General features: G+C 57.3%; 17 protein-coding genes. 11 read left to right on the top strand and 6 right to left on the bottom strand.

What is annotated here, in order from left to right; all coding sequences use genetic code 11:
• Positions 1–41: 41 nt before the first annotated feature.
• Positions 42–497, bottom strand: a complete 456-nt coding sequence (locus AD930_RS02145; RefSeq protein WP_244150463.1) for a DUF2946 domain-containing protein — start codon at positions 495–497, stop codon at positions 42–44.
• A 309-nt stretch (positions 498–806) separates the two neighbouring features.
• Between AD930_RS02145 and AD930_RS02140 the strand changes: the two genes are divergently transcribed.
• From AD930_RS02140 to AD930_RS18155, 4 genes are all read left to right on the top strand, one after another.
• On the top strand, positions 807–1,592 hold the full coding sequence (locus AD930_RS02140) for an ImuA family protein (protein ID WP_061504929.1): 786 nt from the start codon (positions 807–809) through the stop codon (positions 1,590–1,592).
• A 103-nt stretch (positions 1,593–1,695) separates the two neighbouring features.
• On the top strand, positions 1,696–2,565 hold the full coding sequence (ypfJ, locus tag AD930_RS02135) for a KPN_02809 family neutral zinc metallopeptidase (protein WP_061491246.1): 870 nt from the start codon (positions 1,696–1,698) through the stop codon (positions 2,563–2,565).
• Positions 2,566–2,756: 191 nt separating this feature from the next.
• Positions 2,757–3,884, top strand: a complete 1,128-nt coding sequence (locus AD930_RS18160; protein ID WP_208598543.1) for a hypothetical protein — start codon at positions 2,757–2,759, stop codon at positions 3,882–3,884.
• Positions 3,881–6,079, top strand: coding sequence for an autotransporter family protein (locus tag AD930_RS18155; RefSeq protein WP_244150462.1), 2,199 nt, complete (start codon positions 3,881–3,883; stop codon positions 6,077–6,079). The genes AD930_RS18160 and AD930_RS18155 overlap by 4 nt, the downstream gene beginning before the upstream one ends.
• A gap of 76 nt (positions 6,080–6,155) precedes the next feature.
• Here the strand turns inward: AD930_RS18155 and AD930_RS02125 are convergent, their stop codons facing one another.
• The 3 genes from AD930_RS02125 to pgm all read right to left on the bottom strand — a co-directional run bounded on the left by AD930_RS02125 (position 6,156) and on the right by pgm (position 11,084).
• Complete coding sequence (locus tag AD930_RS02125) at positions 6,156–7,832, bottom strand: OprO/OprP family phosphate-selective porin (RefSeq protein ID WP_082781620.1); 1,677 nt, start codon at positions 7,830–7,832, stop codon at positions 6,156–6,158.
• Positions 7,829–9,181, bottom strand: coding sequence for an MFS transporter (tcuC, locus tag AD930_RS02120; protein ID WP_082781618.1), 1,353 nt, complete (start codon positions 9,179–9,181; stop codon positions 7,829–7,831). The genes AD930_RS02125 and tcuC overlap by 4 nt, the downstream gene beginning before the upstream one ends.
• Before the next feature lie 256 nt (positions 9,182–9,437).
• Positions 9,438–11,084, bottom strand: a complete 1,647-nt coding sequence (pgm, locus tag AD930_RS02115) for a phosphoglucomutase (alpha-D-glucose-1,6-bisphosphate-dependent) (protein WP_061501152.1) — start codon at positions 11,082–11,084, stop codon at positions 9,438–9,440.
• Positions 11,085–11,403: 319 nt separating this feature from the next.
• Here pgm and AD930_RS02110 point away from each other — a divergent pair, with 319 nt between their 5' ends.
• The 6 genes from AD930_RS02110 to AD930_RS02085 all read left to right on the top strand — a co-directional run bounded on the left by AD930_RS02110 (position 11,404) and on the right by AD930_RS02085 (position 17,978).
• Positions 11,404–12,117, top strand: coding sequence for a GntR family transcriptional regulator (locus tag AD930_RS02110; RefSeq protein WP_244150461.1), 714 nt, complete (start codon positions 11,404–11,406; stop codon positions 12,115–12,117).
• A gap of 124 nt (positions 12,118–12,241) precedes the next feature.
• Positions 12,242–13,528 carry an allantoate amidohydrolase gene (locus tag AD930_RS02105; protein WP_082781616.1) on the top strand — a complete coding sequence of 429 codons (1,287 nt, stop codon included), beginning with the start codon at positions 12,242–12,244 and terminating at the stop codon, positions 13,526–13,528.
• 24 nt (positions 13,529–13,552) lie between these two features.
• Positions 13,553–14,782, top strand: coding sequence for a pyridoxal-phosphate-dependent aminotransferase family protein (locus AD930_RS02100; protein WP_061504927.1), 1,230 nt, complete (start codon positions 13,553–13,555; stop codon positions 14,780–14,782).
• Positions 14,783–14,816: 34 nt separating this feature from the next.
• Positions 14,817–15,002, top strand: coding sequence for a DUF4089 domain-containing protein (locus AD930_RS02095; protein WP_061504926.1), 186 nt, complete (start codon positions 14,817–14,819; stop codon positions 15,000–15,002).
• Complete coding sequence (locus tag AD930_RS02090) at positions 15,002–16,366, top strand: AtzE family amidohydrolase (RefSeq protein ID WP_061504925.1); 1,365 nt, start codon at positions 15,002–15,004, stop codon at positions 16,364–16,366. The genes AD930_RS02095 and AD930_RS02090 overlap by 1 nt, the downstream gene beginning before the upstream one ends.
• A 4-nt stretch (positions 16,367–16,370) precedes the next feature.
• On the top strand, positions 16,371–17,978 hold the full coding sequence (locus AD930_RS02085) for a gamma-glutamyltransferase family protein (RefSeq protein ID WP_061504924.1): 1,608 nt from the start codon (positions 16,371–16,373) through the stop codon (positions 17,976–17,978).
• A 123-nt stretch (positions 17,979–18,101) separates the two neighbouring features.
• On the opposite strand, the gene guaD is transcribed toward AD930_RS02085, so the two are convergent.
• Positions 18,102–19,433 (bottom strand): guanine deaminase, encoded by a 1,332-nt coding sequence (guaD, locus tag AD930_RS02080; RefSeq protein WP_061504923.1) that lies wholly within the window; start codon positions 19,431–19,433, stop codon positions 18,102–18,104.
• Between the two features lie 29 nt (positions 19,434–19,462).
• Complete coding sequence (locus AD930_RS02075; RefSeq protein WP_061501164.1) at positions 19,463–20,365, bottom strand: LysR family transcriptional regulator; 903 nt, start codon at positions 20,363–20,365, stop codon at positions 19,463–19,465.
• A 147-nt stretch (positions 20,366–20,512) separates the two neighbouring features.
• Between AD930_RS02075 and AD930_RS02070 the strand changes: the two genes are divergently transcribed.
• Entirely contained in the window at positions 20,513–21,925 is a 1,413-nt protein-coding gene (locus tag AD930_RS02070) for an NAD(P)-binding domain-containing protein (RefSeq protein ID WP_208598545.1), read from the top strand.
• Positions 21,926–21,943 lie beyond the last annotated feature (18 nt).

Genomic DNA, 21,943 nt, shown 5'->3' with positions numbered 1-21,943 from the left:
TTCAGGTGTCCTGAAGGCCTGCGTGTCAGCGCGTATCGTTTTCAGAGGAAGGCTGGTGGCCCCGTAGGCGGTGGCCGGAGGGCAAGCGCGAGAAGCGGCGGCGCGCGCGGCAGAAGCGTGCCGTAGGCTGACTGAGACCAGGCGATCAGAATCAGGGCGGCAAGGAACGCCACACTGAAAATAACAACAGGCAGGTGCAGCAGCGGACAGAGTGGGCACGCACCATCATGATGATGGCCGGAATGCTGAGGCGCTTTGGCGTGTGCCATCTTCAGCATATGGTCGCCAGCCATGTGCATGACATGGGGTGCAGCAGAGGGCTGATCCGGGCCGATTTGCAGGCCGGTCAGCCGCTCAAATGTCACACGGGGTGCTTCATCCGGCAGAGCGTTGCTTTGTAGAAAAAGCTGCCCACAAAACCCCAGCAGAACGCAGCACACCATCAGCCAGCGACACAGTGTCGCCAGTGCAAAGGGGGCTGAGTCTGAACGGCGCATGGGAAGAGTGTTCGCCTCTATTCCGGGAATATCCCCTTAAGAAAGCACCCTGAGGCTGTTGTAAAGAGCATAATAATCATGCGTTTTATCTCCAGAACCCCGGAGGGGTATAGCCTGAGTACTGTGCGTTTCAGGGTGCGGAAGAGCGTATTCTCCATTTTTACTGATGCTGTTTCACCTCATGTTTGAGAGATGCAAAGGGCTTGAAGGCGCGGTGGAGGGATGGTGGAGGCTGGGTGACGCAGGTAGAAATTCCTTGAGTTCCTGTTTTGTTCTCATTATAAAAAGCGGAACAGGAGGGATGCACTCATGGCGTCATCACACTCGGATACACTGGATTTGCTGCGGGACCGGATTGTCCGGATGACCGTCGGCGCTGCCAGTTCCATCACGCAAAGGCTTTCCACGGGCGTTGCGGAAATTGATGCCCGTCTGGGCGGCGGTCTGGAAAAAGGGACCGTTCACGAATTTTTCGGCGCCGGGAGTGACCGACAGGTTTCCGCCAAGCCGGCGCGCTTTGTGGCGGCTGTTCTGGCCCGCACGACAGGTGCTGTTATCTGGATTGGCGAGGAGACGCTTGATCTGTGTGTAGCGGGCGTTGAGCAGGCCGGCCTTAATCCGGGGCGGTTGATCTGTGTAACAGCCACGCAGGCCTCTTTTGTGGATTTATGTGAAGACGTGCTGCGGGAGCCGGGCGTTGGCGCTGTGGTGGTTGATAGCCGCACCGCGCCTGACCTGAGCACAACGCGCCGCCTGCAACGGGCTGCGCATGAGCGCGGGGCGACAGGTTTTCTGCTCTATCGCTCAGCTTTTCTGGCTGGCTCCCCGTCACACTGCCTGAGTGCGACACGCTGGAAAATCGGACCAAGCACCTCGTTTAGCCTTAGAGATAACCCGGTCGGGGGTGCCTATGCGGCGGAAGAGCGGTGGTCGATTGAGATGCTGAGCCATCATCATGGTGGGGCTGCCGGGTGGGTGATTGATCCGGCTTGCTACGAGACGCACCCTTTCTCGGTTTTGCCAGAAGAAAGGTCGCAACACGTCCGGGACGATAGGGCTCGACGGTCTTGGTGGCGGAGCGCCTTGCGCGCCTGAGTGTCTCGCAAGCAAGGGTGCTTTTCTTCTTGCCGTATTTGGGGCTGATCCATGCTAAAGAGCAGCGCATGATCGGACTATCAGGCACAGAAGGATAGAAAGCATGCGTCTGGATGATGAGCGGGAAAGCACGAATATTGATGACCAGCGCGGTTCCGGCGGTGGCGGTGGCCGTGCCCCGCTAAAGATCGGTATCGGCGGTATTCTGCTGGCGCTCGGCGCTTTGTATTTTGGGGTCGACCCCCGGATTGTTTTCAGTCTTCTGGAAGGGGGCGCGTCGTCCGGCACGCAGAGTGCTGTTGTCGCGCCGCAGCAGTCTGCGCAGGGGCCGGATACGCAGAAGCAGTTTATTGCGCGTATTCTGGGGTCAACTGAAGATGTCTGGACATCCTATTTTCAGCAGATGGGCCGCACGTATCATGAACCCCGGCTGGTTCTGTTCTCCGGCGGCACGCAGTCTGCCTGCGGGTATGCGCAAACGTCCGTAGGACCATTTTACTGCCCGGCGGACCACAAGGTGTATCTGGATCTCGCCTTTTTTCAGGAATTAAAAAACCGGCTTGGCGCTGGGGGTGACTTTGCGCGGGCTTATGTGGTGGCGCATGAGGTTGGGCACCATGTCCAGAACGAGCTGGGGATTATGGCGCAGCTTGAAAAGCAGAATGGTGGCATGAGCGAGCGCGGTGCAACGGGCGCTTCTGTTCGGACGGAGCTGCAGGCGGATTGTTTTGCCGGGGTCTGGGCCAAGCGGGCGAATGACGCAAAGAGCATCCTGCAATCGGGCGATGTGCAGCAGGGGCTGAATGCGGCGTCCGCTGTGGGGGATGATCGTCTGGAGCGGCAGGGGCAGGGCTATGTTGTGCCGGATAGCTTTACGCATGGCACATCCGCCCAGCGCGTCAACTGGTTCAGCCGGGGGCTGCAAACTGGCGATATCCGGCAGTGCGATACGTTCAGCGCACCAGCTCTCTAAAGCAGATTGGAGTGGGATATCCGGAGGTGAGGCTTTCTGGTCACACTATAACGATTTCATAACGATACGTTTAGAAAAGAGTTTCTTGTCAATCCGGACACATTATAACGAGGAGGTAATGTTTTAAGAAAACCTTATTTCTGAGAGTTCTGATGACGTCATTTCGTGCGGTATCGTGCCGGTTGTTTTTGATGAGTTGTGTCTTCGCCTGTTACGAACAACAGGCCCGCGCAGCAGAAATTCCGCTGGATGTTATTACGGAAAATGACAGCGGATATTCTTTCGGCCGGCTTGGGATCAAAGTCGGGGTGAATAACGCCCAGCCGGAAGAATATCTGTTCGATACCGGTTCAGACTCTTTCAATATTGCTGTGGGGATGAACAGCAACCAGAACGGGCCTGCTTGGTTCCCCACACAGGCTGGCACAGCAGTAAGCTCCCCCTACGGTTACATGTATGGGGACGGGACTTACGGGTATCTGCAATCCGATACGACGGTTTCCAGCGTGCAGTTTTACAACAGCACAACGGGGAAGAACGTTGCGAATTACGATACATCCGCCGGGCTGGGTGTTGCTGTCATTCAGGCGTCTATCGCCACCCCGGAGAGCCTGAGCGGCAGTCCCGGTCAGGTCATTCCCGGCGATACGCCCGGCCTCTTGCCTGACCAGACCTATTATCAGGATTTGTCATGGCAGCAGGCTCTGGATCAGGGTAAAGCACCGGACGAAGGGCATTTTTACGGAATTGTCGGAGCCGGGGATTTTGTTTATCCGGGCGACAATGGCGGTGTGCCGGGGCAGTTGACCCAGACAGGCTATATTGTTGAAGCCAATGGCACAGCAACCACGCCCGGTGACTGTGGGTCAGCCTGCCTGATTATGGATCTTACACCGGCGTTGCGGGCTCAGTTTTTCACACAGGTGCCCTGGCGCGGTGTGGTTGGCAGCTTCCCTCTGTCCGGTGCGAATGCCGGGCATCAGTTTGATGTGCTGTTTAATTATACCCTGAACCACAGCCTCAGCACGGGGCCGATGCCAACCTTGCTGGATTCTGGCACACCGAGCATTATTCTCGGCAGCCCCAGCTTGCAGCAGCAGGCAAGTGCGGCGGGTCTGACCGGAAGCGATGGGTATGATACCGACGTTAACCCCGGCCAGACGCTTACTGTAACAGGGCAGGTCTTTGGCGGGCAGCCGGTCAGCATTTCCACGGGAGATGGCAATGGTGGGGACCAGAGCAATCAGCTGACCGTGGGGAGCAACCCTTACACGTATGACGGCTACGCGCTGTTACCGGCTACACGCCCTTTTATGTGACTGCGGCAAACTTCTCGAATGGCCTGACGGTCACGCAGGATATGGGGCCTCTGGGGCTGGCTGGCGTTCTGTCCGGCACAAATGGTCTTGATATTGCGTCCAATGGCGTAGCCTATCTGACTGGCACCAATACCTATACCGGAGCGACCACAATCAGCCAGAAAGGCTGGATGGGGATTGGCGGTCCGGGCAGTATTGCACAGTCCTCCAACGTGCGGGTGGATGGCATACTGGATATCGTGCGCTCCACCAGCGGGCAGAGCATTCGCTCTCTGACGGGGAGCGGGCAGGTTGTGCTGGGTGACAATACGCTGGTGCTGTCTCAGGCGTCTGGCACCTTTAGCGGTTCTCTTCAGAATTTTTATGCAGAAGGGACACAGCTCCCGGACGCCGTGCCGTCTCCATTTCTGGTTTTGTATACGACACATATTCCTCCGGAGCAGGTCAGTAAGCCCCATGGTGGGCTGATTATTGCATCCGGGCAGGAAACGCTGACCGGGACCAGTGAATACACCGGCAAGACCGGCATTGGTCAGGCGGGCGAACTCATCCTGACGGGGCGTCTGGAAAAAACGCAGGTTGAAAATGCCGGTCATTTTGAAAATAACGGTGTAACGACTGGTGCTGTTGAATCCACGGGTCTTGTTACCGGCACTGGCCATTTTGCCGGTGGTTTGTCCGTCAACAGTGGGTATGTGTCACCCGGTCACGCCAACAGTGTGACGCCGGACACCATGACGGTCGACCGCTCGCTGACACTGGGTAAAGCGTCTACCTACCTTGCCCGTGTCGGGAATGCGACGGCCAGCACCATTACGGTCAATGGTCAGGCTGTTCTGCAGGGCGGGACGGTTATGGCGATGGCGACTGCTGATACGCCCGCGCCGTCTCTGGGGCAGCATTATACCATTCTGACGGCGACTGACGGTGTTCAGGGGCAGTTTGGCAAGGTTGTCAGCAACCTGAGTGGGGATGCCGCTCTCTATCCGTTCCTGACGACGGGTGTCTCCTATCAGCCCAATCTGGTGGCGCTGGACATTGCTCGCAGTAGCACGGCCTTTGCGGATGCAGCCCAGACGCGCAATGAGCAGAGTGTGGCGACGGCACTGGATGGTATTGCCCCGACCTCTGACGTCAGTCGCCCGATTACATCTCTGGATTTTTCCCGGGCGCGGGGGGCGTTTAATGCGCTTTCCGGCGAAATTCATGCCTCAGCCCGCACGGCGTTGATTCAGGATGCCTATGAAATCCGCGACGTGGCCATTGACCGCATGCGGGCAGCGGACTGCCTGCCGGGTGCGCAGAGCGGCACGGCTAAAACTGCCGTCCATGGCCGTGTGCAGGAGGGGATGCAGTGCCATGCCGATGCGGGGCAAACGCTGTGGATGCAGGCCTATGGGAGCTGGAGCCGGAACGGCCGTACCGACAACGCGGCGGGGATGAGCAATTCCACCGGCGGGTTTGTGCTGGGGGCTGATACATCTGCCATTCAGGGCTGGCATATTGGTGGTCTGGTTGGTTATGGCCATTCCAGCTTCTCGACGTCAGGCCGTGCGGCTTCCGGGCGGAGTGATAACGTCACACTGGGCGGGTATGCCAGCACGCACTGGAACCGTCTGGGCCTGCGGATGGGCGCGACCTATACGTGGAACATGCTGTCCACCCGTCGCACTGTAGCGTTCCCCGGTTTTTATGACCGGCAGAACAGCGACTATAATGGCGGCACCGCGCAGGCGTTTGGAGACCTTGGCTACCGGCTGGATCTTGGGCGTGTGACGGCAGAACCGTTTGGGGATGTGGCCTACATCAACCAGCAGACGAAATCCTACCGTGAGCATGGTGGGGCTGCCAGCCTCTATGGCCATGGGCAGGATACGAGTGTGACGTATGCAACCTTCGGCACGCGTCTGGCTTCCCGCGTGAAGGTTGGAAAAGCTGTGCTGATCCCCGGTATGACCGTTGGTTATCGTCACGCCTTTGGTGCGATTACGCCCACCACGCGTGAAGCGCTGATTTCTGGCAGCTCTGACTTTGAAGTTGGCGGGGTGCCGCTGGTGCAGGATGCAGCACTCGTAAAAGTTGGGCTTCAAGCGCAGGTAACACACCGCATCCGCGTAGGGGTGTCTTACACAGGGCAGTATGGGGTCCGTTATTCAGAAAGCGGCCTGAAAGGCTCTATTTCCTGGATTTTCTAAAACTTACTCATTCATTCATGAAATATAAAAACACCCCTGAAGAGTTTCGGGGGTGTTTTTTTATGGAATGGTATTTTTAAAATGTAATTCCAGACCTCAGTCCGATGCTGTTGCCACTATTGTTCCCAATATAGTTACCCGATTTGTTGGTAACTTGTGCACGGGTGTAATTCAGCGTCAGACGGGCAAAACTCAGCAGGTACCAATTCAAGCCAAGAGTTGCTGTCCATGCTTCTGCACCGCTTGGGATACGTGAAGAATTAGCCCAGTCCCATCGGCCTGAAAGCTCCCATGCGCCCCAGCCACCATCGATGACGGGATGTAAGAGCCGTGGCGAAGACCACATACCTGTGCGAGCAAAATAATTTGGTGTTTCACCCGTCAGGAACAGCCCGGCTTGTGCGCTCAGAGCCTGAATAGTGCCTGATTTTCCCAGGTCTGATATGTTCTCCTGCGAGGTGACCGGGAGTGTATCACGAAACTGGAGATGCCTTGCCCCGTATTCAAACAATATCCAGCTTGATTTCCATATGCCAAAAAGCTCTACACCTCCTGCAAGGGAGTTGGAAATCGGAACGACCGGACCAAGCTGCATGGAAAAGGCATCATTCGTTCTCGCCAGCAGACGTAGCCTCTGAGAAAAATTAGCTGCGGGTTTGACGTCTTCGTAAAAACCCCAGAGGCCCAGATGGATAAGCGAATTTTTGCCGCGCCACGGAATGTAGTGTGCCCGCGCCATATAGGTCAGGTTGTCTCTCACGTTTGTTGTGGCATTGGCAGAGTTGACGTTATCGCCAGAAATCTGAGCAGCGACGTGCCAGTCCTTCCCAACAGCCTTAAACATTCCGCCCACTCCGTACCATCCGCGGGCTGGCAAAATCGTATTGGCAACGAGATCCCGGTCCAGAAAGACCGTTTGCGCAGAACCTGTGCTACCGTCAAATCCACGTTCATTAAAAATATTTCCGAGTGCAAAATCTAAAGTCTTTTTCTGAACTTTCTGGCTCCACATCATGAAAGCACTCATGACTTCAGGTTTGTTATCCGCAAAATCAGCTTCAAAAACCCAGGAAAGCTGACGGGCATGACCTTCAACACCTAAACGGGCCGCGCGCATGATTGTGCGCGAAACATTGAGGTCACGGTAACGGCTGCCAAACGTTGCGCCGTAGTCAGCGAGCACTCGTCCGCGCACTTTGAAGGAGTAGGCGTCATCTGGTGTTGCAAAGGTGGGTAAACCCTGTCCCCATTTTAAAACCAGTCCTCCTATAGAGGTTGTGCTGGAATTGGACGGGATTTGCGAAGTAACGCCCATGACTGGGGATGCGTTGTTGGGAATATCGGAAACCGCTGCGTACGTGCCGGGGGGAGCCGGTTTGAGCGGATAGGTTACATTGTTTTTCTGAAAAGACGTTGTCTCATCGCCAGAAAATTTTACAGGCTCAACCGGGCCTGCTTGCAGGGTATGATGGTATGGGTGTGCCGGCGCCTTGCTGGCCACTTTCATACTTGTTTTGTTGGGGTGAATGTTGGGTTGCTTTTCTACTTTAGACAAGCGGGTTTGCAGCTCATGAATTTGCTGTGACTGAAGTCTGACCAGCCGCATGAGTTCATGTACATCAGGGTTGTCTGACGCGGCCAGAGCAGAGTGCGTCTGGCCCAGAAGTCCGACTATTCCTATGCTTGCAATAGTCTGGCACCGTTTACAGCTGGAATAGGATAGTATTTTTGCGATGAGCTGCGTGCTGATCATAATGCACCAGCCTTGGACTCATAAGGGCGTGCAAGGAGCGTGGCAAAGAGTCCGCAGAGTGCCGCAACCGCCAGCCAGGCTCCGGGCATAGCACTGTTTCCGGTTTTTTGAATAAGCGTGGTGCAGATGAGAGGAGTGAAACCCCCGATACATGTTGCCAGACTGTAAGCGAGTGAAAAGCCGGTTGTGCGAATGCGAGGCGGGACGATTTCCGTCAGATAGACAACTGCCGCGCCATTATAAAGACTATAGATTACAGCCAGCCACAGTTCGACGCTCAGTAACTTAAGAAACGAGGGCGCCGCGACAAGCCATGACATAGCCGGATAGGCCGTCAGGATTGCCAGTACAGTGGCGGCAATGAGAAGTTGTTTGCGACCCACGCGGTCAGATAAGGCCCCAAACACAGGGAGGCAGAGCAGGTTTGTAATGCCAACGCACAATGTCACCAAAAGACTGTCATGTGCAGAAAGATGTAGCACCGCAGTACCGAACGATGGCGTGTAGGCGGTAATGACGTAGAAAGATGTTGTCGTCATAATGACCATCAGAAGTCCGACACCAATGCTGCGCCATTCACGATGTAGAGTTTGCAGAATTTCTGAAAAATGAGGATGGGAAGGGGCCGAAGTAAAAGCTTCCGTTTCCTGCAGATTGCGCCTTAGAAAAAAGAGAGCTGGAACAATGAGGCAGCCAATCAGGAATGGAATACGCCAGCCCCATGCCATAATTTCTTCGTGAGGCAATGCTGTTGTCATGATGACACCCACCGCTGCTGCTGTCATAACGGCGAGTTGCTGTGAGGCTGACTGGAAAGAAACAATAAATCCTTTGTTATGAGGGCCTGCAATTTCGGATAAATAGACAGAGGTGGAGCCGAGTTCGACGCCTGCTGAGAAACCTTGCAGAAGGCGGCCAGCCAGAACCAGAGTGGGGGCCATAAGACCAATCGTGGCGTAGCCGGGGGTTACTGTCAGGATCAGAGTCCCTGTTGCCATCAGGCCCAGCGTGACGATGAGCCCTTTTCGACGCCCAATACGGTCAACGTATGAACCGAGCAGCAGTGCACCAAGCGGCCGCATAAGAAAGCCGGCTCCAAAAGTCGCAAGGGCAAGCATGAGTTTTGACGTTGGGTCAGATGAAGGAAAAAACGTCTGTCCTATAGCCAGAGCATAAAAGCCAAACACCATGAAATCGTACATTTCAAGCATGTTGCCGCAAACAACCTGAATGACAGCTTTAAGAAGCTTTCGTTGGGGCGTGCGGTCTGTGTTTGCCAGGATTTCAGGTGCCAAACCTTCTGTCGGGTAAGAGGGTGGGGATGTAGAGTCTTGGCTGGTGCAGGTCATATTTTATTTCTTTTATTATTTTATTGAGAACCCGCATGCGTGATGCGTTTACTTTTTCTTTAAACCATACAAGTGTCGTTCGAAGATGTGCAAATATTTTCTTTACACATTCTGTATAACGCTTGCGTTACTAAGGGTTTCAGAGAATTTTTATATAAGAATAATGATAATTAAAAAGAAACGGAACGGCGCAGCGTTCTTTAAGGAACGCTGCGCCGTTTTTACTTGGTTAGTAAGAAAAAATTGTTTGCCTGACTCAGGCCTCAAAAACCTTGGAAATAGCCTCCTGCGCTTCCGTCTGGATAGCATGCAGGTGTTCTTCGCTTTTGAAGCTCTCGGCGTAGATTTTGTAGACATCTTCCGTACCGGAGGGGCGGGCGGCAAACCAGCCGTTTTCCGTCACCACTTTCAGGCCGCCGATTGGGGCGTCATTGCCCGGAGCGCGCGTGAGCTTGCTGATGATTTTGTCACCGGCCAGCGTTTCCAGCGGGAACTGTTCCGGGGAAAGTTTGCTCAGCTTGGCTTTCTGTTCGGCATTGGCCGGGGCATCAATCCGCGCATAAAACGGCGTGCCCAGACGTGCGCTGAGTTCGCGATACTGCTCGCTCGGGTTTTTACCAGTTTTTGCGGTGATTTCAGCAGCCAGCAGGCCGAGGATGAGACCGTCCTTATCCGTGGTCCAGACGGTGCCATCGCGCCGCAGGAAGGTTGCGCCCGCGCTTTCTTCACCGCCAAAGCCCAGTGAGCCGTCTATCAGGCCCGGCACAAACCATTTCAGCCCGACGGGGACTTCCACCAGTTTGCGGCCCAGATCTTTCGCAACCCGGTCAATCAGTCCGCTGCTGACCAGAGTTTTGCCAACACCCAGTTCCGGGCTCCAGTCCGGGCGGTTGCGGAACAGGTAGGAAATGGCGACGGCAAGGTAATGGTTGGGGTTCAGCAGCCCATCCGGTTTGGCCACAATGCCGTGGCGGTCTGCATCGGTGTCGTTCGCAAAGGCCACGTCAAACTGGTCGGCCATGCCAATCAGGCTCTTCATGGCATAAGGGGAGGAGCAGTCCATACGGATCTGGCCATCCCAGTCAGCCGTCATGAAGGCAAACTGCGGGTCTACTGTTTCATTGACGATCGTAGCGTTCAGGCCGTAGCGCTCGATAATCGGTTTCCAGTAATGCACGGCAGCGCCACCGAGCGGATCAATGCCGATTTTCACGCCGGCATCCCGAATGGCCTTCATATCAATGACGGAGTCCAGATCGGCCACATATGGGGTGACGTAGTCATACCCTTTGATGCAGGCGGCCTTACGGGCTTCCTCATAGGGCAGGCGCTTCACATCCTTCAGGCCCTCCGCCAGAAAGCCGTTGGCCATGTCCTGAATGGCTTTTGTAATGGCGGTATCGGCCGGCCCACCGTTGGGCGGATTGTATTTAAAGCCACCATCGGACGGCGGATTGTGGGACGGGGTGATGACGACGCCATCCGCCAGACCCGTCGTGCGGCCTTTGTTATAGGTCAGAATTGCGTGAGAAATGACGGGCGTGGGGGTGAAGCCATCATTCTGGTCCACGCGTACATCCAGCCCGTGTGCCGCAAATACTTCAATAGCAGAGCGCTGAGCCGGGCCGGACAAAGCATGCGTGTCCATGCCCACAAATAGCGGGCCGTCAATGCCCTCAGCCTTGCGATGGCGGCAGATAGCCTCGCAGATGGCCAGGATATGGCCTTCATTAAAGCTGGTATGGAAGGAAGAGCCGCGATGCCCGGAGGTGCCGAAGGAGACGCGCTGGGTCGGGATAGATACATCAGGCTTGCGGTCATAATAAGCTGCAATCAGAGCCGGGATGTCGGTAAGCTGGGACGGATCAAGTGTCTTGCCAGCAAACGGGCTGAGTGAGGCCATCGCTTCAAAAATCCTTGTAGAACCTTGGGTATCAACGGTCTGCCAATACGCTTTCTGTCAGGAGGAAAGCGTGTGTCCGGTGGGATGTCCAGAGCGGAAAGGGTGTTTCCGCGTGTCTGGGCGGATAAAAAATGTCCTGACAGTAATTGTTTTCTTTTTTTTATCGAATATGCGCTTTTGAAAAGAAGCTCCGGAAAAGGCAGACAAACGAGAGTAAGGGCTATCAAGCATCAGAGTCTGGCCGGAATGAGGCTTTAAAGACGTTAGAGCTGTGTATAAGGGCAGAATTCTAGTAAGTCAGAACGATCTCTTAACGACTATGACGGACACCAACCGCATGACCCTGAGCGCCATTCCTGATGAGGGTTCGTCCTCCAGCCGGATTGAGGACCGCATTGTTTATGCCGCGCTCTCTGGCCAGATCGCACCGGGCGAGCGACTGGGGGAAAAGGATCTGGCGGAAATTTTCGGGGTATCCCGCACGCTGGTGCGTGAGGCCATGATGCGCTTGCAGGCCCGCGGCATTGTGGAGGTGTCCTCTCGTCGGGGGTGGTTTGTGATTGAACCTACCGAGGAAGAAGCTCGCCATACACTGGATGCACGCCGGGCGCTGGAAGTGGGGATGCTGGTCACGCTGGGGAAGGGCGACGCCCGCGTCATTCAGGCCTTGCGGGAGCATGTTCAGGCTGAACAGGCCGCTATTGAGAAAGATGACAGAGCCGCACGCAGCTATCTGCTTGGGCATTTTCACGTCTGTCTGGCGGAAACGCTGGGCAGCCCGGTGCTGGCAGCTTTGTTGCAGGATCTGACAACACGCACCGTGCTGATTGCCGCCCTCTATCAGTCCTCTCACGATGCGTGTGAATCCAGCGGGGAACATGAGCAGATTATTGATGCGCTGGAAGCAGGCGACGTGCCGGAAGCGGCGCGCCTGATGGATGCGCATTTGCGGCATGTGGAAAATGCACTGAACGAACGGCACGTGCGCATCCGGCTGCAGAACCTGAAATCCGCCCTGGGTCGGCCTGATTAAACGCTGATCAAAATACGCCTCCGGCGCCTGACGTGCAGAAGGGGGTTGCAAGACCTTTTCCTTGTATGCAAGATTGTATGCGAACTGCAACGATTTGTGCCATTGCAGGCAGGAGCCTCTCTTTATGATGCCTTCAGACTGTTCGGATACTGCCAGTTTTTCAGCGCTGCCTCCGGGAGGACACCGTGCCGTCGCGCGGTGTGATGCGCTGGGGGTGGCACCCTATTCTGAAGAAAAAGACCAGCTTTTCCGCCCGTATCTGAGCGCGTCCTATCGGGCGACATGTGACTGTATTGCTGGCTGGATGCAATCTACGGGTATGAAAACCCGCATTGATGCAGCCGGGAATCTCGTCGGGCGATACGAGGGGCTGACACCAGACGCTCCCGCCCTGCTTATCGGCTCCCACATTGATAGTGTGCGGGATGGTGGCCGCTATGACGGCATGCTGGGTGTGCTGATGGGTGTGGAACTTGTCGCGCATTATGCCGCGCAGGGGCGGCGCTTTCCGTTTGCGCTGGAAGTCATCGGGTTTGGGGATGAGGAAGGCTCACGCTTTCCTGCCGCCATGCTGACGTCTCGCGCTGTGGCTGGGCTATTGAAAGAGGCACCTGCCGACATGCAGGACCCGGCAGGGATCACCCTGCACGATGCTCTGGCCGAAGACGGTCTGGCGCTTGAGCGTATGCCGGAGGCGGCCCGCAAGCCGGACGAAATCCTTGCCTATCTGGAAGCACATATTGAGCAGGGTCCGGTTCTGGAGGCAGAAAACCGGGCTGTTGGCGTGGTGACGGCCATTGCAGCGCAATATCGCTTCCACGTGCGCATGAAGGGTGTGGCAGGTCACGCCGGAACCATGCCGATGAGCTTGCGGCAGGACGCTCTGACTGCGGCCGCAGAGGCTGTTCTGGCAATTGAAAAAATCGGTCAGTCTGGCCCGTCTGATCTGGTCGCCACGGTTGGCCAGCTGACTGTGGTGCCGGGTGTGCCAAATGTCGTGCCGGGGGAAGTGGTTTTCAGCATTGATGTGCGGGCAGGGGATGCCGCAGTGCGCAATGCCGCCACGGTAGAAATCCGCACAGCGCTGGAGGCTCTGGCAGCCCGGCGCAAGGTGACGCTGGAGATCAGCTTGCAGCAAGATCTGCCTGCAACGCCGTGCGATGCCGCGCTGACCGATATGCTGAGTGAAGCCGCGCAGGCAGTAACGGGCACTGTGCCGCGCAGAATGGTCAGCGGGGCAGGGCATGATGCCATGATCCTCGCAGCACTTGCCCCTGTCTGCATGCTGTTTATCCGCTGTGAAGGCGGGATTAGCCACAACCCGGCAGAGGCTGTGGACCCGTCGGATGTGGAGCAGGCCTTTCAGGTCATGACCCGTTTTATTGAAGATTTTGCCGGACGTCGTCCGTAACGTAACCAAGGAAAGGCCTGTGTGATGGCAAACGATTTTTTTGGTCAGATTGACCCGCCGCAGCGGCTTTTGATGGGACCGGGACCGGTTAATGTGCATCCGCGCGTACTGCGGGCCATGGCGGCGGACATGCTGGGCCAGTTTGACCCGGAAATGACCACCTACATGAATGAAACCATGGCGCTGTATCGTCAGGTTTTCATGACGCAGAACCGCTGGACCTTTCTGGTGGACGGCACGGCGCGTGCGGGGATTGAGGCCGCTCTGGTCTCTCTGGTGGAACCGGGCAGCAAAATTCTGATTGTGCGGGCCGGACGCTTTGGTCTGCTTCTGTCGGAAATTGCCGAGCGGATTGGTGCGGAAATCTGCACGATTGATCTGCCCTGGGGCGAAGTAGCGACACTGGAGCAGATTGAAGAGGCGTTAATCGCGCATCGCCCGCAGGTCTTTGCGTGTATCCACGGTGATACCTCCACCACCATGGCGCAGCCGCTTGAGGGTGTCGGCGCACTGTGCCGTAAGTATGATGTGCTGTCCTACGTCGATGCCACGGCAACGCTGGGCGGTATGCCTGTTGCGGTCGATGCGTGGGGCGTGGACGTAGTCTCCGGCGGTCTGCAGAAATGTATGGGTGGGCCTCCGGGTTCTGCACCCATCACCATTTCTGACCGCGCGGCGGAGCACATCATGGCGCGCAGGCATGTGGAAGCCGGAATTCGGAGCGGGGATATGGCAAACGGCAGCCGCGCGCGCATTCCCTCCAACTATTTCGATCTGGCCCTGGTGATGGATTACTGGTCGGAAAAACGGCTGAACCATCACACGGAAGCCACCACCATGCTCTACGGCGCGCGGGAAGCGGCCCGTGTAATGCTGGAAGAAGGGCTGGACGCGCGCTTTGCCCGCCATAAGGCTGCGGGTGCCGCCATGGTGGCCGGTCTGCGGGCCATGGGGCTGAAAGTGTTCGGGAATGATGCCTATCGCATGACCAACGTAACCGGGGTGTGGATCCCGGAGGGTGTGGAAGGCGAGCGCGTGCGCCAGCGCATGCGTGATGATTTCGGTATTGAAATTGGTACAGCATTTGGCCCGCTGGCGGGCAAGATCTGGCGCATTGGGGCCATGGGCTACAATGCCAAAAAGCACAATGTCTTGCTGACACTGGGCGCTTTGGAAACCTGTCTGGCCGCGGAAGGCTATGCCGTTAAACGTGGCGCAGGTGTGGATGCCGCTCTTGCAACGTGCCAGAACTGATATCACTATCGAAACAGACTGACAGGAGGGCGACATGAGCGAGAATGACAACACAAGCGCCAGACTGGAGGCGACGGCTGCCTGTCTTGATCTGACAATTCCGGAAGCCTGCCTGCCGGGCGTTGTAGCCAACACACAGCTCTTGCAGGGCTATGTCGATCTGATTTGCGGCATGACCCTGCCTGATACCTGTCCGCCTGCTTATGAGTATCGCCCCTGATGACGTCCCTAATCGACATTGCATATCGTATCCGGGCGGGTGAAGTCTCTGCCGCTCAGGTTATTCAGCAAACGCTTCAGACCATCCGGGAGCGAAATAGCGCCTATAACGCTGTGACGTGCTTGCTGGATGAGCGCGCTCTGAAGGCTGCCGCCGAGGTTGATGCGCGTCTCACCCGAGGTGAACAGGTCGGCCCGCTGGCCGGGGTGCCGTTTGGCGTGAAGGATCTGTTTGATCTGGAAGGGCTGGTTACAACAGCCGGGTCTGTTGTTCTGAAAAATCAGCCTCCGGCCACGCAGGATGCAGAAGTGGTGCGCCGGCTGTGTGCGGCGGGTGCTATTCCTGTCGCAACGCTCAATATGGATGAGTTCGCCTACGGGTTTGCGACCGAAAACGCCCATTACGGCACGACAAAAAACCCGCATGACACGGCGCGTCTGGCGGGTGGATCATCCGGTGGGTCTACTGCTGCCGTCGCAGCGGGCTTGCTGCCGCTCACACTAGGGTCTGACACCAACGGCTCAATTCGTGTGCCGGCCTCTTTGTGTGGGGTCTGGGGGCTGCGGCCCACGCAGGGGCTTCTGCCATTGCAGGGGGTCTATCCGTTTGCCGCCAGTCTGGATGTGGTCGGGCCGTTTACCAGCACCAGTGCCGATCTCGCCTGTGCATTTGAGGCGCTGAGCGGCCAGTCCGTTGCCACGGATCAGGACGTCTCCGGTTTGAAAATCGGGCGTCTGGAAGGTTGGTTTGCGCAGGATCTGGCCCCGGAACTGGTGGCTGGGATGGATCGGCTTCTGGCTGCGTGTGCCGATGTGCGCACGGTGACGCTGCCAGAGGTGGCGCGGGCGCGGGCCGCGTCCTTCGTCATCACGGCGGCGGAAGGCGGAGCGCTGCATCTTGGTCGCCTGCGGACGCAGGCTATGGCGTATGACCCGGCAACGCGTGACAGGCTGATGGCTGGCGCGTTGCTGCCCGCCATGCCGATTGTGCATGCGCAGAGAATACGCTCATGGTTCCGGGATGTGCTGCATGATGCCTTCCGGGACGTGGATATTCTGGTGGCTCCGGCCACAACGGGTGCGGCACCCCGGCTGGACCAGCCGACTATCACGCTTGGTGGCAAACAGGTTTCAGCGCGGGCCAATCTTGGCCTGTTTACGCAGCCGTTAAGTCTGGCGGGCATGCCTGTTGTGGCGGCTCCGCTGGCGCCTGCTCCGGGAAAAGCTGCGGGGTTGCCGCTGGGTGTGCAGTTGATCGCCGCACCGGGGAAGGAAGCAACACTTCTGGCTTTTGCGCAGGCGATGGAAAAAGCCGGTTTGCTGGGCTTTCCGTGTGCTGATACGCTCCTGACCGAACAGGCCTGACCTCATGCTGCATACGCCCCGCTCAACCCGAGGGATGGTCACATCACCGCATCATTTGGCCAGTCAGGCCGGGCTGGATGTGCTGAAGGATGGCGGCACTGCGCTGGATGCTGTGATTGCAACAGCAGCCGCACTGGCGGTGGTCTATCCGCATATGACGTCGATCGGGGGTGATGCCTTCTGGCTGATTATGTGGCCGGATGGTCGCACGGAAACTATTGATGCCTGCGGAGCGGCGGCGGCCAAAGCTGATCTGGCGTTCTACCGCAACGCAGGCCACACCATGGTGCCATGGCGCGGCGGAGCGGCAGCCAACACCGTAGCGGGAACCATTTCCGGCTGGGGTGAGGCGCACCGACTTTCTCAAAGCTACCACGCCCGGCAGCAGACACAGGCGTTGTCGCTGGAGCGGCTCTTGCGTGATGCCATCTGGTACGCGGAAGCCGGTGTGCCGGTGACTGCAGGGGGCGCGGAGGTGGCCGTTCAAAAAGGGGCCGAATTGCGCTCTGTGTCAGGATATGCGGCGGTGTTCGAGCCGGAAGGCCGCCCTCTACGGGATGGCGATATTCTGAAAAACCCTGCATTGGGGCAGACATTGCGGACACTGGCCGCAGAAGGGCCGGATAGTTTTTATACCGGCGCTCTGGCGCAGAGCGTTGCAGCAGATCTTGCCGCAGCAGGCAGCCCGCTTTCTGCGGCTGATTTGGCCGCTCATGCTGCCATGATCCGTGAGCCTCTTTCTGTCGGGATTACCGGGGCAACGCTCTATAATATGGCGCCTCCGACGCAGGGTGTCGCATCTCTTCTTATTCTGGCGCTTTATGACCGGCTACGGGCGCAGGAACCGGAAAGCTTTGCCTATTGGCATGGACTGGTTGAAGCGACCAAGCAGGCATTTCGCTATCGGGACACGCACGTGGGAGACCCGGGCTATATGACGGTTGAAGCCCAGCATACGCTGAGCGACCCGGCCGTGCTGGACCAGATGGCCGCCGCCATCGACCCGCAGAAGGCAGCCCCATGGCCCTATCCGTCGCAAGCTGGTGATACAGTCTGGATGGGTGCGATTGATGCGGATGGTGTGGCTGTCAGCATGATCCAGAGCACCTATTTTGAATTTGGCTCAGGTGTGGTGCTGCCGCAGAGCGGGATTGTGTGGCAGAACCGCGGCTCCAGCTTCAGACTGACGGAGGAGGGGTGGAACGCCCTGCGTCCCGGTCGGAAGCCGTTCCATACCCTTAATCCTGCCGCAGCCCGGTTCCATGATGGCCGGGTGATGGTTTACGGCACCATGGGCGGGGAGGGGCAGCCCCAGACGCAAGCCGCCGTGTTCACCCGTTATGCGCAGTATGGCATGGGCTTGCAGCAAGCCGTCACGGCCCCGCGCTGGTTGCTGGGGCGCACATGGGGGGATGAGAGTGTTACCCTCAAATATGAAGACCGTTTTGCGCCCGAGGTCGTCGCGCAGATGTCAGCGGCTGGACATCAGATGGAACGGGTCGCGCCCTTTACGTCAATGATGGGCCATGCCGGTGCCCTTGTCCGGCACCAGAACGGCATACTGGAAGGGGCGACCGACCCCCGTAGTGATGGTGTTGTTGCCGCCTGGTAAAAAGGCGGCATGTTGTGACTGGCGCCGCGTTTTTTGAGGCTGAGATAGTGGTTTTAAGCAGCCCGGACCGTTAGACGTAAAAAAGCCTGTCAGGGAAACCAGACCGGCTTTTTTTGTTCCGTTTCAGACGGCTTCGGGCCGAACATAAACCGGCCGGCCATCGACCCACGTGGCTTTAACGCTGCGGTCATCTCCCAGCGTCATCAGCACGAAGAGGAGGTCGGCCATGCTGGCGCACTCTTTGGTGCGCAGGGCAAGAAGAGACGTTGCAGCCGGGTCCAGCACGCACAGATCGGCTTCCATGCCGGGGGCGATGGTGCCGATTTTGTCATCCAGATGCAGGGCCTGTGCGGCTCCCGCCGTGGCCAGCCAGAAGGCCTGAATGGCATGCAGCCGCTGTTTTCCGGCCATTAGAGAGACCTTATAGGCTTCTCCCATGGTGCTGAGCAGAGAAAAGCTGGTGCCCGCCCCAATATCCGTGCCCAGACCCACATTGACCGGACGACGCGGGTCGACAGCATCAAATAACCGAAACGCGCCGCTGCCCAGAAACAGGTTGGACGTTGGGCAGTGGGCCAGCGTGCAGTGTGTGTCATGGCACTGCTGAAAATCGTGTTCATGCATGTGAATGGCATGGCCGAAAATGGCGCGCGGCCCGACCAGTCCGGCTTTGTCATACACATCCAGATAGGAGGAACGTTCCGGGAAGAGGGTTTTGACGAAGGCGATCTCATCTTCGTTTTCCGCAAGATGCGTCTGCATGAACAGATCATCGCGGCTGTGGAAGAGAGCGCCTGCACATTCCAGCTGTTCCGGGGTACTGGTAATCGCAAAGCGCGGGGTAATGGCGTAGAGCTGCCGCCCCTTATTATGCCATGTCTCAATCAGCTTCTGAGACTCATCAAAACCCTGCTGAGCGGTGTCACGTAAATTGTCCGGGGCATTGCGGTCCATTAGAACCTTACCCGCAATCATCCGGGTGCCGAGCTTTTCTGATTCCTGAAAGAAGGCTGTGACGGATTCAGGGTGCACGGTGCAGTAAACCGCGGCGGTCGTGGTGCCGTTGCGCAGCAGTTCCTGCAAAAAGGCGCGGGCAATGGCTTGTGCGAATTCGGGGCTGGAGAACTTTGCCTCGGTCGGGAACACATACTGTTGCAGCCATTCCAGTAATTGCTCCCCCCAGGAGGCAATGACGGGAAGCTGCGGATAATGGACATGCGTATCAATAAACCCCGCACTGATCAGGCTGTCCGGGTAATGCGTGACGGTTACGCCCTCCGGCACCTTCGCACGCAGAGCATCATACGCGCCGCAGTGCGAGATTTTCCCGTTTTCAATCAGGATCAGCCCGTCTTCTTCCACGTGCAGCGCGTCTTCCGGCGGCATGGTGAACGGATTGCCTGTAAAGGTCACAAAACGCCCTCTCAGAGCGGCAGTGCGGGAGGAAGAGGGCATGAAACCTCGCAAGAATGAGTGGGCCGGCTTTAGAGCTGATCGGCAAAAAACTGTTCAATTTCAGAAATAATCAGTCTTGCCGCCATGGAAAGCTGGCGTGACCTGTCAACACAGAGCGCCAGCGTGAGCGGAGACAGCTTTTTATTGAGGATGGGCGTGAAGGCAAGCTGATTTTTTTGCACTTCATCATACACATCCAGATAGCTGAGGATGCCAATGCCCACCCCTTCGCTGACCAGAGATTTGATCATCTGGATGTTATCCGCCCGGGCAACCGCCTGAATCTTGATGCCGGTTTCGGCTTCCAGAAGTTCCAGCGGCCTCCATAACGCCAGAGGCGGGGCAGGGATAACAACCGGATATTCCGCACACAGGCTGAATGGGGCTGTTTCCAGCGCGCCAACCGGGTGGTCTGGCTGGGAGATAAAGCCGAGCGGAATCTCCCTGTGGGCCCGCACAAACAATTCCCGCATGTGGCCGGGGTTGAACATCAGTGCAAAGTCAGCCTGCCCATCCACCAGAATCTGGCCCATGTCCCGGCTGGCACGCACATGCACATTTACCACAATCCCGGGGTGGGTTTCCCGCAGGCGGCCCAGTACGGCGGGCAGAAAGCCTTTGGTCAGCGCATCGGGGATCAGAATGTCCGCCGAGCCCTGCCGCAGGCCTTTCAGGTTATCAATCTGGGTGGTGAGGGCGCGGAGGTCCCTAGTCCAGCGGATGCCGGAGGACAGCAGCAATTCCCCGGCTGTGGTCAGTCGTAATCCGGTTGGCAGACGCTCAAAAAGCTGAGTTCCCAGCAGCTTTTCCCCTTGCAGGATCTGCCGGTCGATGGCCGAAGCGGCAATGTTCAGTTCATCCGAGGCTTTCCGGATGGACCCCTGTTGCGCCACGGCGATGAAGTAACGGAGGAAACGAGAAAAAACCGGCATAAGAGGTGATCTCATTTTGCGAACGGATTAGACTGAATTAAGTCATATACAAGAATGGTCCGGGTGTGAAATTGTTTCAGATGGCAGTAGGTTCAGATAAAGATAAGGTTTGAAGTGCATATGGAACAAGTTTCTTCCTCTTCAGGGTTGGACCAGCTTGAAAGTCGTGTTCGGGATGATCTGGCCAGGATCCGCTACGCAACAGGCGACTGGTGTGAGCCGCTGGAGCGGGATGGAGAGCGTGTTCTGGACGTGGCCATTATCGGCGGCGGGCAGGGTGGTCTGGCCACATGTTTTGCCCTGCGTCGGCGTGGTCTGAGCAATACGTGCATTTTTGATCAGGCAGCCCGGGGCGGAGAAGGCCCGTGGGTAACATTTGCCCGCATGATCACCCTGCGGACGCCCAAGCATGTGACGGGGCCGGATCTGGGCATCCCCAGCCTGACCCCGCAATCCTGGTTTGAGGCCCGTTATGGGGTGGAAGCCTGGCAGGCGCTGCATAAAATTTCCCGTCAGGACTGGCAGGCTTATCTGGACTGGCTGCGTGATGTGCTGGCTCTGCCCGTGCAGAATGACCGGAAACTGATCGATATTGACTGGCGGGACGGCTTGCTCCGTCTGACCTTCCAGCAGGCTGGTGGCGCACAGTCCCATGTCTGGGCGCGCAAAATGGTGCTGGCGACCGGGATTGAAGGTGGCGGGGCCTGGCATGTGCCGGACTTTATTGCGCAGGCTCTTCCGGCCTCTCGTTATGCCCACACCAGCCAGCAGATTGATTTTGCAGCGCTGAAAGGCAAACGCATTGGCGTGCTGGGGGCCGGGGCTTCGGCGTTTGATAATGCCGCGACGGCGCTGGAACTGGGGGCAGGGCGCGTTGATCTGTGCCTGCGTCGGCCTAAAATTCCGAGTGTGAACCCGTATCGCTGGATGGAGAATGCTGGCTTTCTCGGCTATTTTGCTGACCTGCCTGATCAGACCCGCTGGCGCTTCATGCATCGGATTTATGACCTGAACCAGCCGCCGCCGCAGGATACGTTCTGGCGCTGCCGCAAGCATGAGAATTTTGCCTTCCACACCGGCACCCCATGGCTGGCCGTGAAGGAAACAGCGGATGGCGTGATAGTCACGACACCGCATGGCGAAATGACGTTTGATTTCCTGATTATCGGCACCGGCTTTGTGATTGACCTGACCCGCCGCCCGGAAATGCATCGTTTTGCTGAGAATGTCACGTTGTGGCGGGATCGCTTTACGGCTCCCAAAGGGGAAGAGAGCGAAGTCCTGTCCAGCCACCCCTATCTGGGCGGCAACTTCCAGTTCCTGCCCCGCAACGCGGCGGACCCGATGGCTCCGATGCTGGCGGCTATTCACAACTTCACCTTTGCGGCTACCCCCAGCATGGGGCTGTCTGGTGCGTCCATCAGCGGGATGCGGTTTGGCGTAGAGCGGCTGGCCCAGTCCATTGGGCGTGAACTCTTTGTGCAGGATGGAGAAAAACAGCTGCAAAGCCTGCTGGATTACGACATCGACGAACTCGTCAGCCTTGCCCCACCTGTGTAAGAGACGACAGAACCAAGC

The organism is Acetobacter malorum (genome assembly GCF_001580615.1).
GTDB lineage: Bacteria > Pseudomonadota > Alphaproteobacteria > Acetobacterales > Acetobacteraceae > Acetobacter > Acetobacter malorum.
This window is presented reverse-complemented; position numbering and strand designations above follow the sequence as displayed.

Bases quoted from the DNA above. Each gene is read 5' to 3' on its own strand.
- AD930_RS02145 (WP_244150463.1), bottom strand. From the start codon at position 497: ATGCGCCGTTCAGACTCAGCCCCCTTTGCACTGGCGACACTGTGTCGC.
- AD930_RS02140 (WP_061504929.1), top strand. From the start codon at position 807: ATGGCGTCATCACACTCGGATACACTGGATTTGCTGCGGGACCGGATT.
- ypfJ (WP_061491246.1), top strand. From the start codon at position 1,696: ATGCGTCTGGATGATGAGCGGGAAAGCACGAATATTGATGACCAGCGC.
- AD930_RS18160 (WP_208598543.1), top strand. From the start codon at position 2,757: ATGAGTTGTGTCTTCGCCTGTTACGAACAACAGGCCCGCGCAGCAGAA.
- AD930_RS02125 (WP_082781620.1), bottom strand. From the start codon at position 7,832: ATGATCAGCACGCAGCTCATCGCAAAAATACTATCCTATTCCAGCTGT.
- tcuC (WP_082781618.1), bottom strand. From the start codon at position 9,181: ATGACCTGCACCAGCCAAGACTCTACATCCCCACCCTCTTACCCGACA.
- pgm (WP_061501152.1), bottom strand. From the start codon at position 11,084: ATGGCCTCACTCAGCCCGTTTGCTGGCAAGACACTTGATCCGTCCCAG.
- AD930_RS02110 (WP_244150461.1), top strand. From the start codon at position 11,404: ATGACGGACACCAACCGCATGACCCTGAGCGCCATTCCTGATGAGGGT.
- AD930_RS02105 (WP_082781616.1), top strand. From the start codon at position 12,242: ATGATGCCTTCAGACTGTTCGGATACTGCCAGTTTTTCAGCGCTGCCT.
- AD930_RS02100 (WP_061504927.1), top strand. From the start codon at position 13,553: ATGGCAAACGATTTTTTTGGTCAGATTGACCCGCCGCAGCGGCTTTTG.
- AD930_RS02095 (WP_061504926.1), top strand. From the start codon at position 14,817: ATGAGCGAGAATGACAACACAAGCGCCAGACTGGAGGCGACGGCTGCC.
- AD930_RS02090 (WP_061504925.1), top strand. From the start codon at position 15,002: ATGACGTCCCTAATCGACATTGCATATCGTATCCGGGCGGGTGAAGTC.
- AD930_RS02085 (WP_061504924.1), top strand. From the start codon at position 16,371: ATGCTGCATACGCCCCGCTCAACCCGAGGGATGGTCACATCACCGCAT.
- guaD (WP_061504923.1), bottom strand. From the start codon at position 19,433: ATGCCCTCTTCCTCCCGCACTGCCGCTCTGAGAGGGCGTTTTGTGACC.
- AD930_RS02075 (WP_061501164.1), bottom strand. From the start codon at position 20,365: ATGCCGGTTTTTTCTCGTTTCCTCCGTTACTTCATCGCCGTGGCGCAA.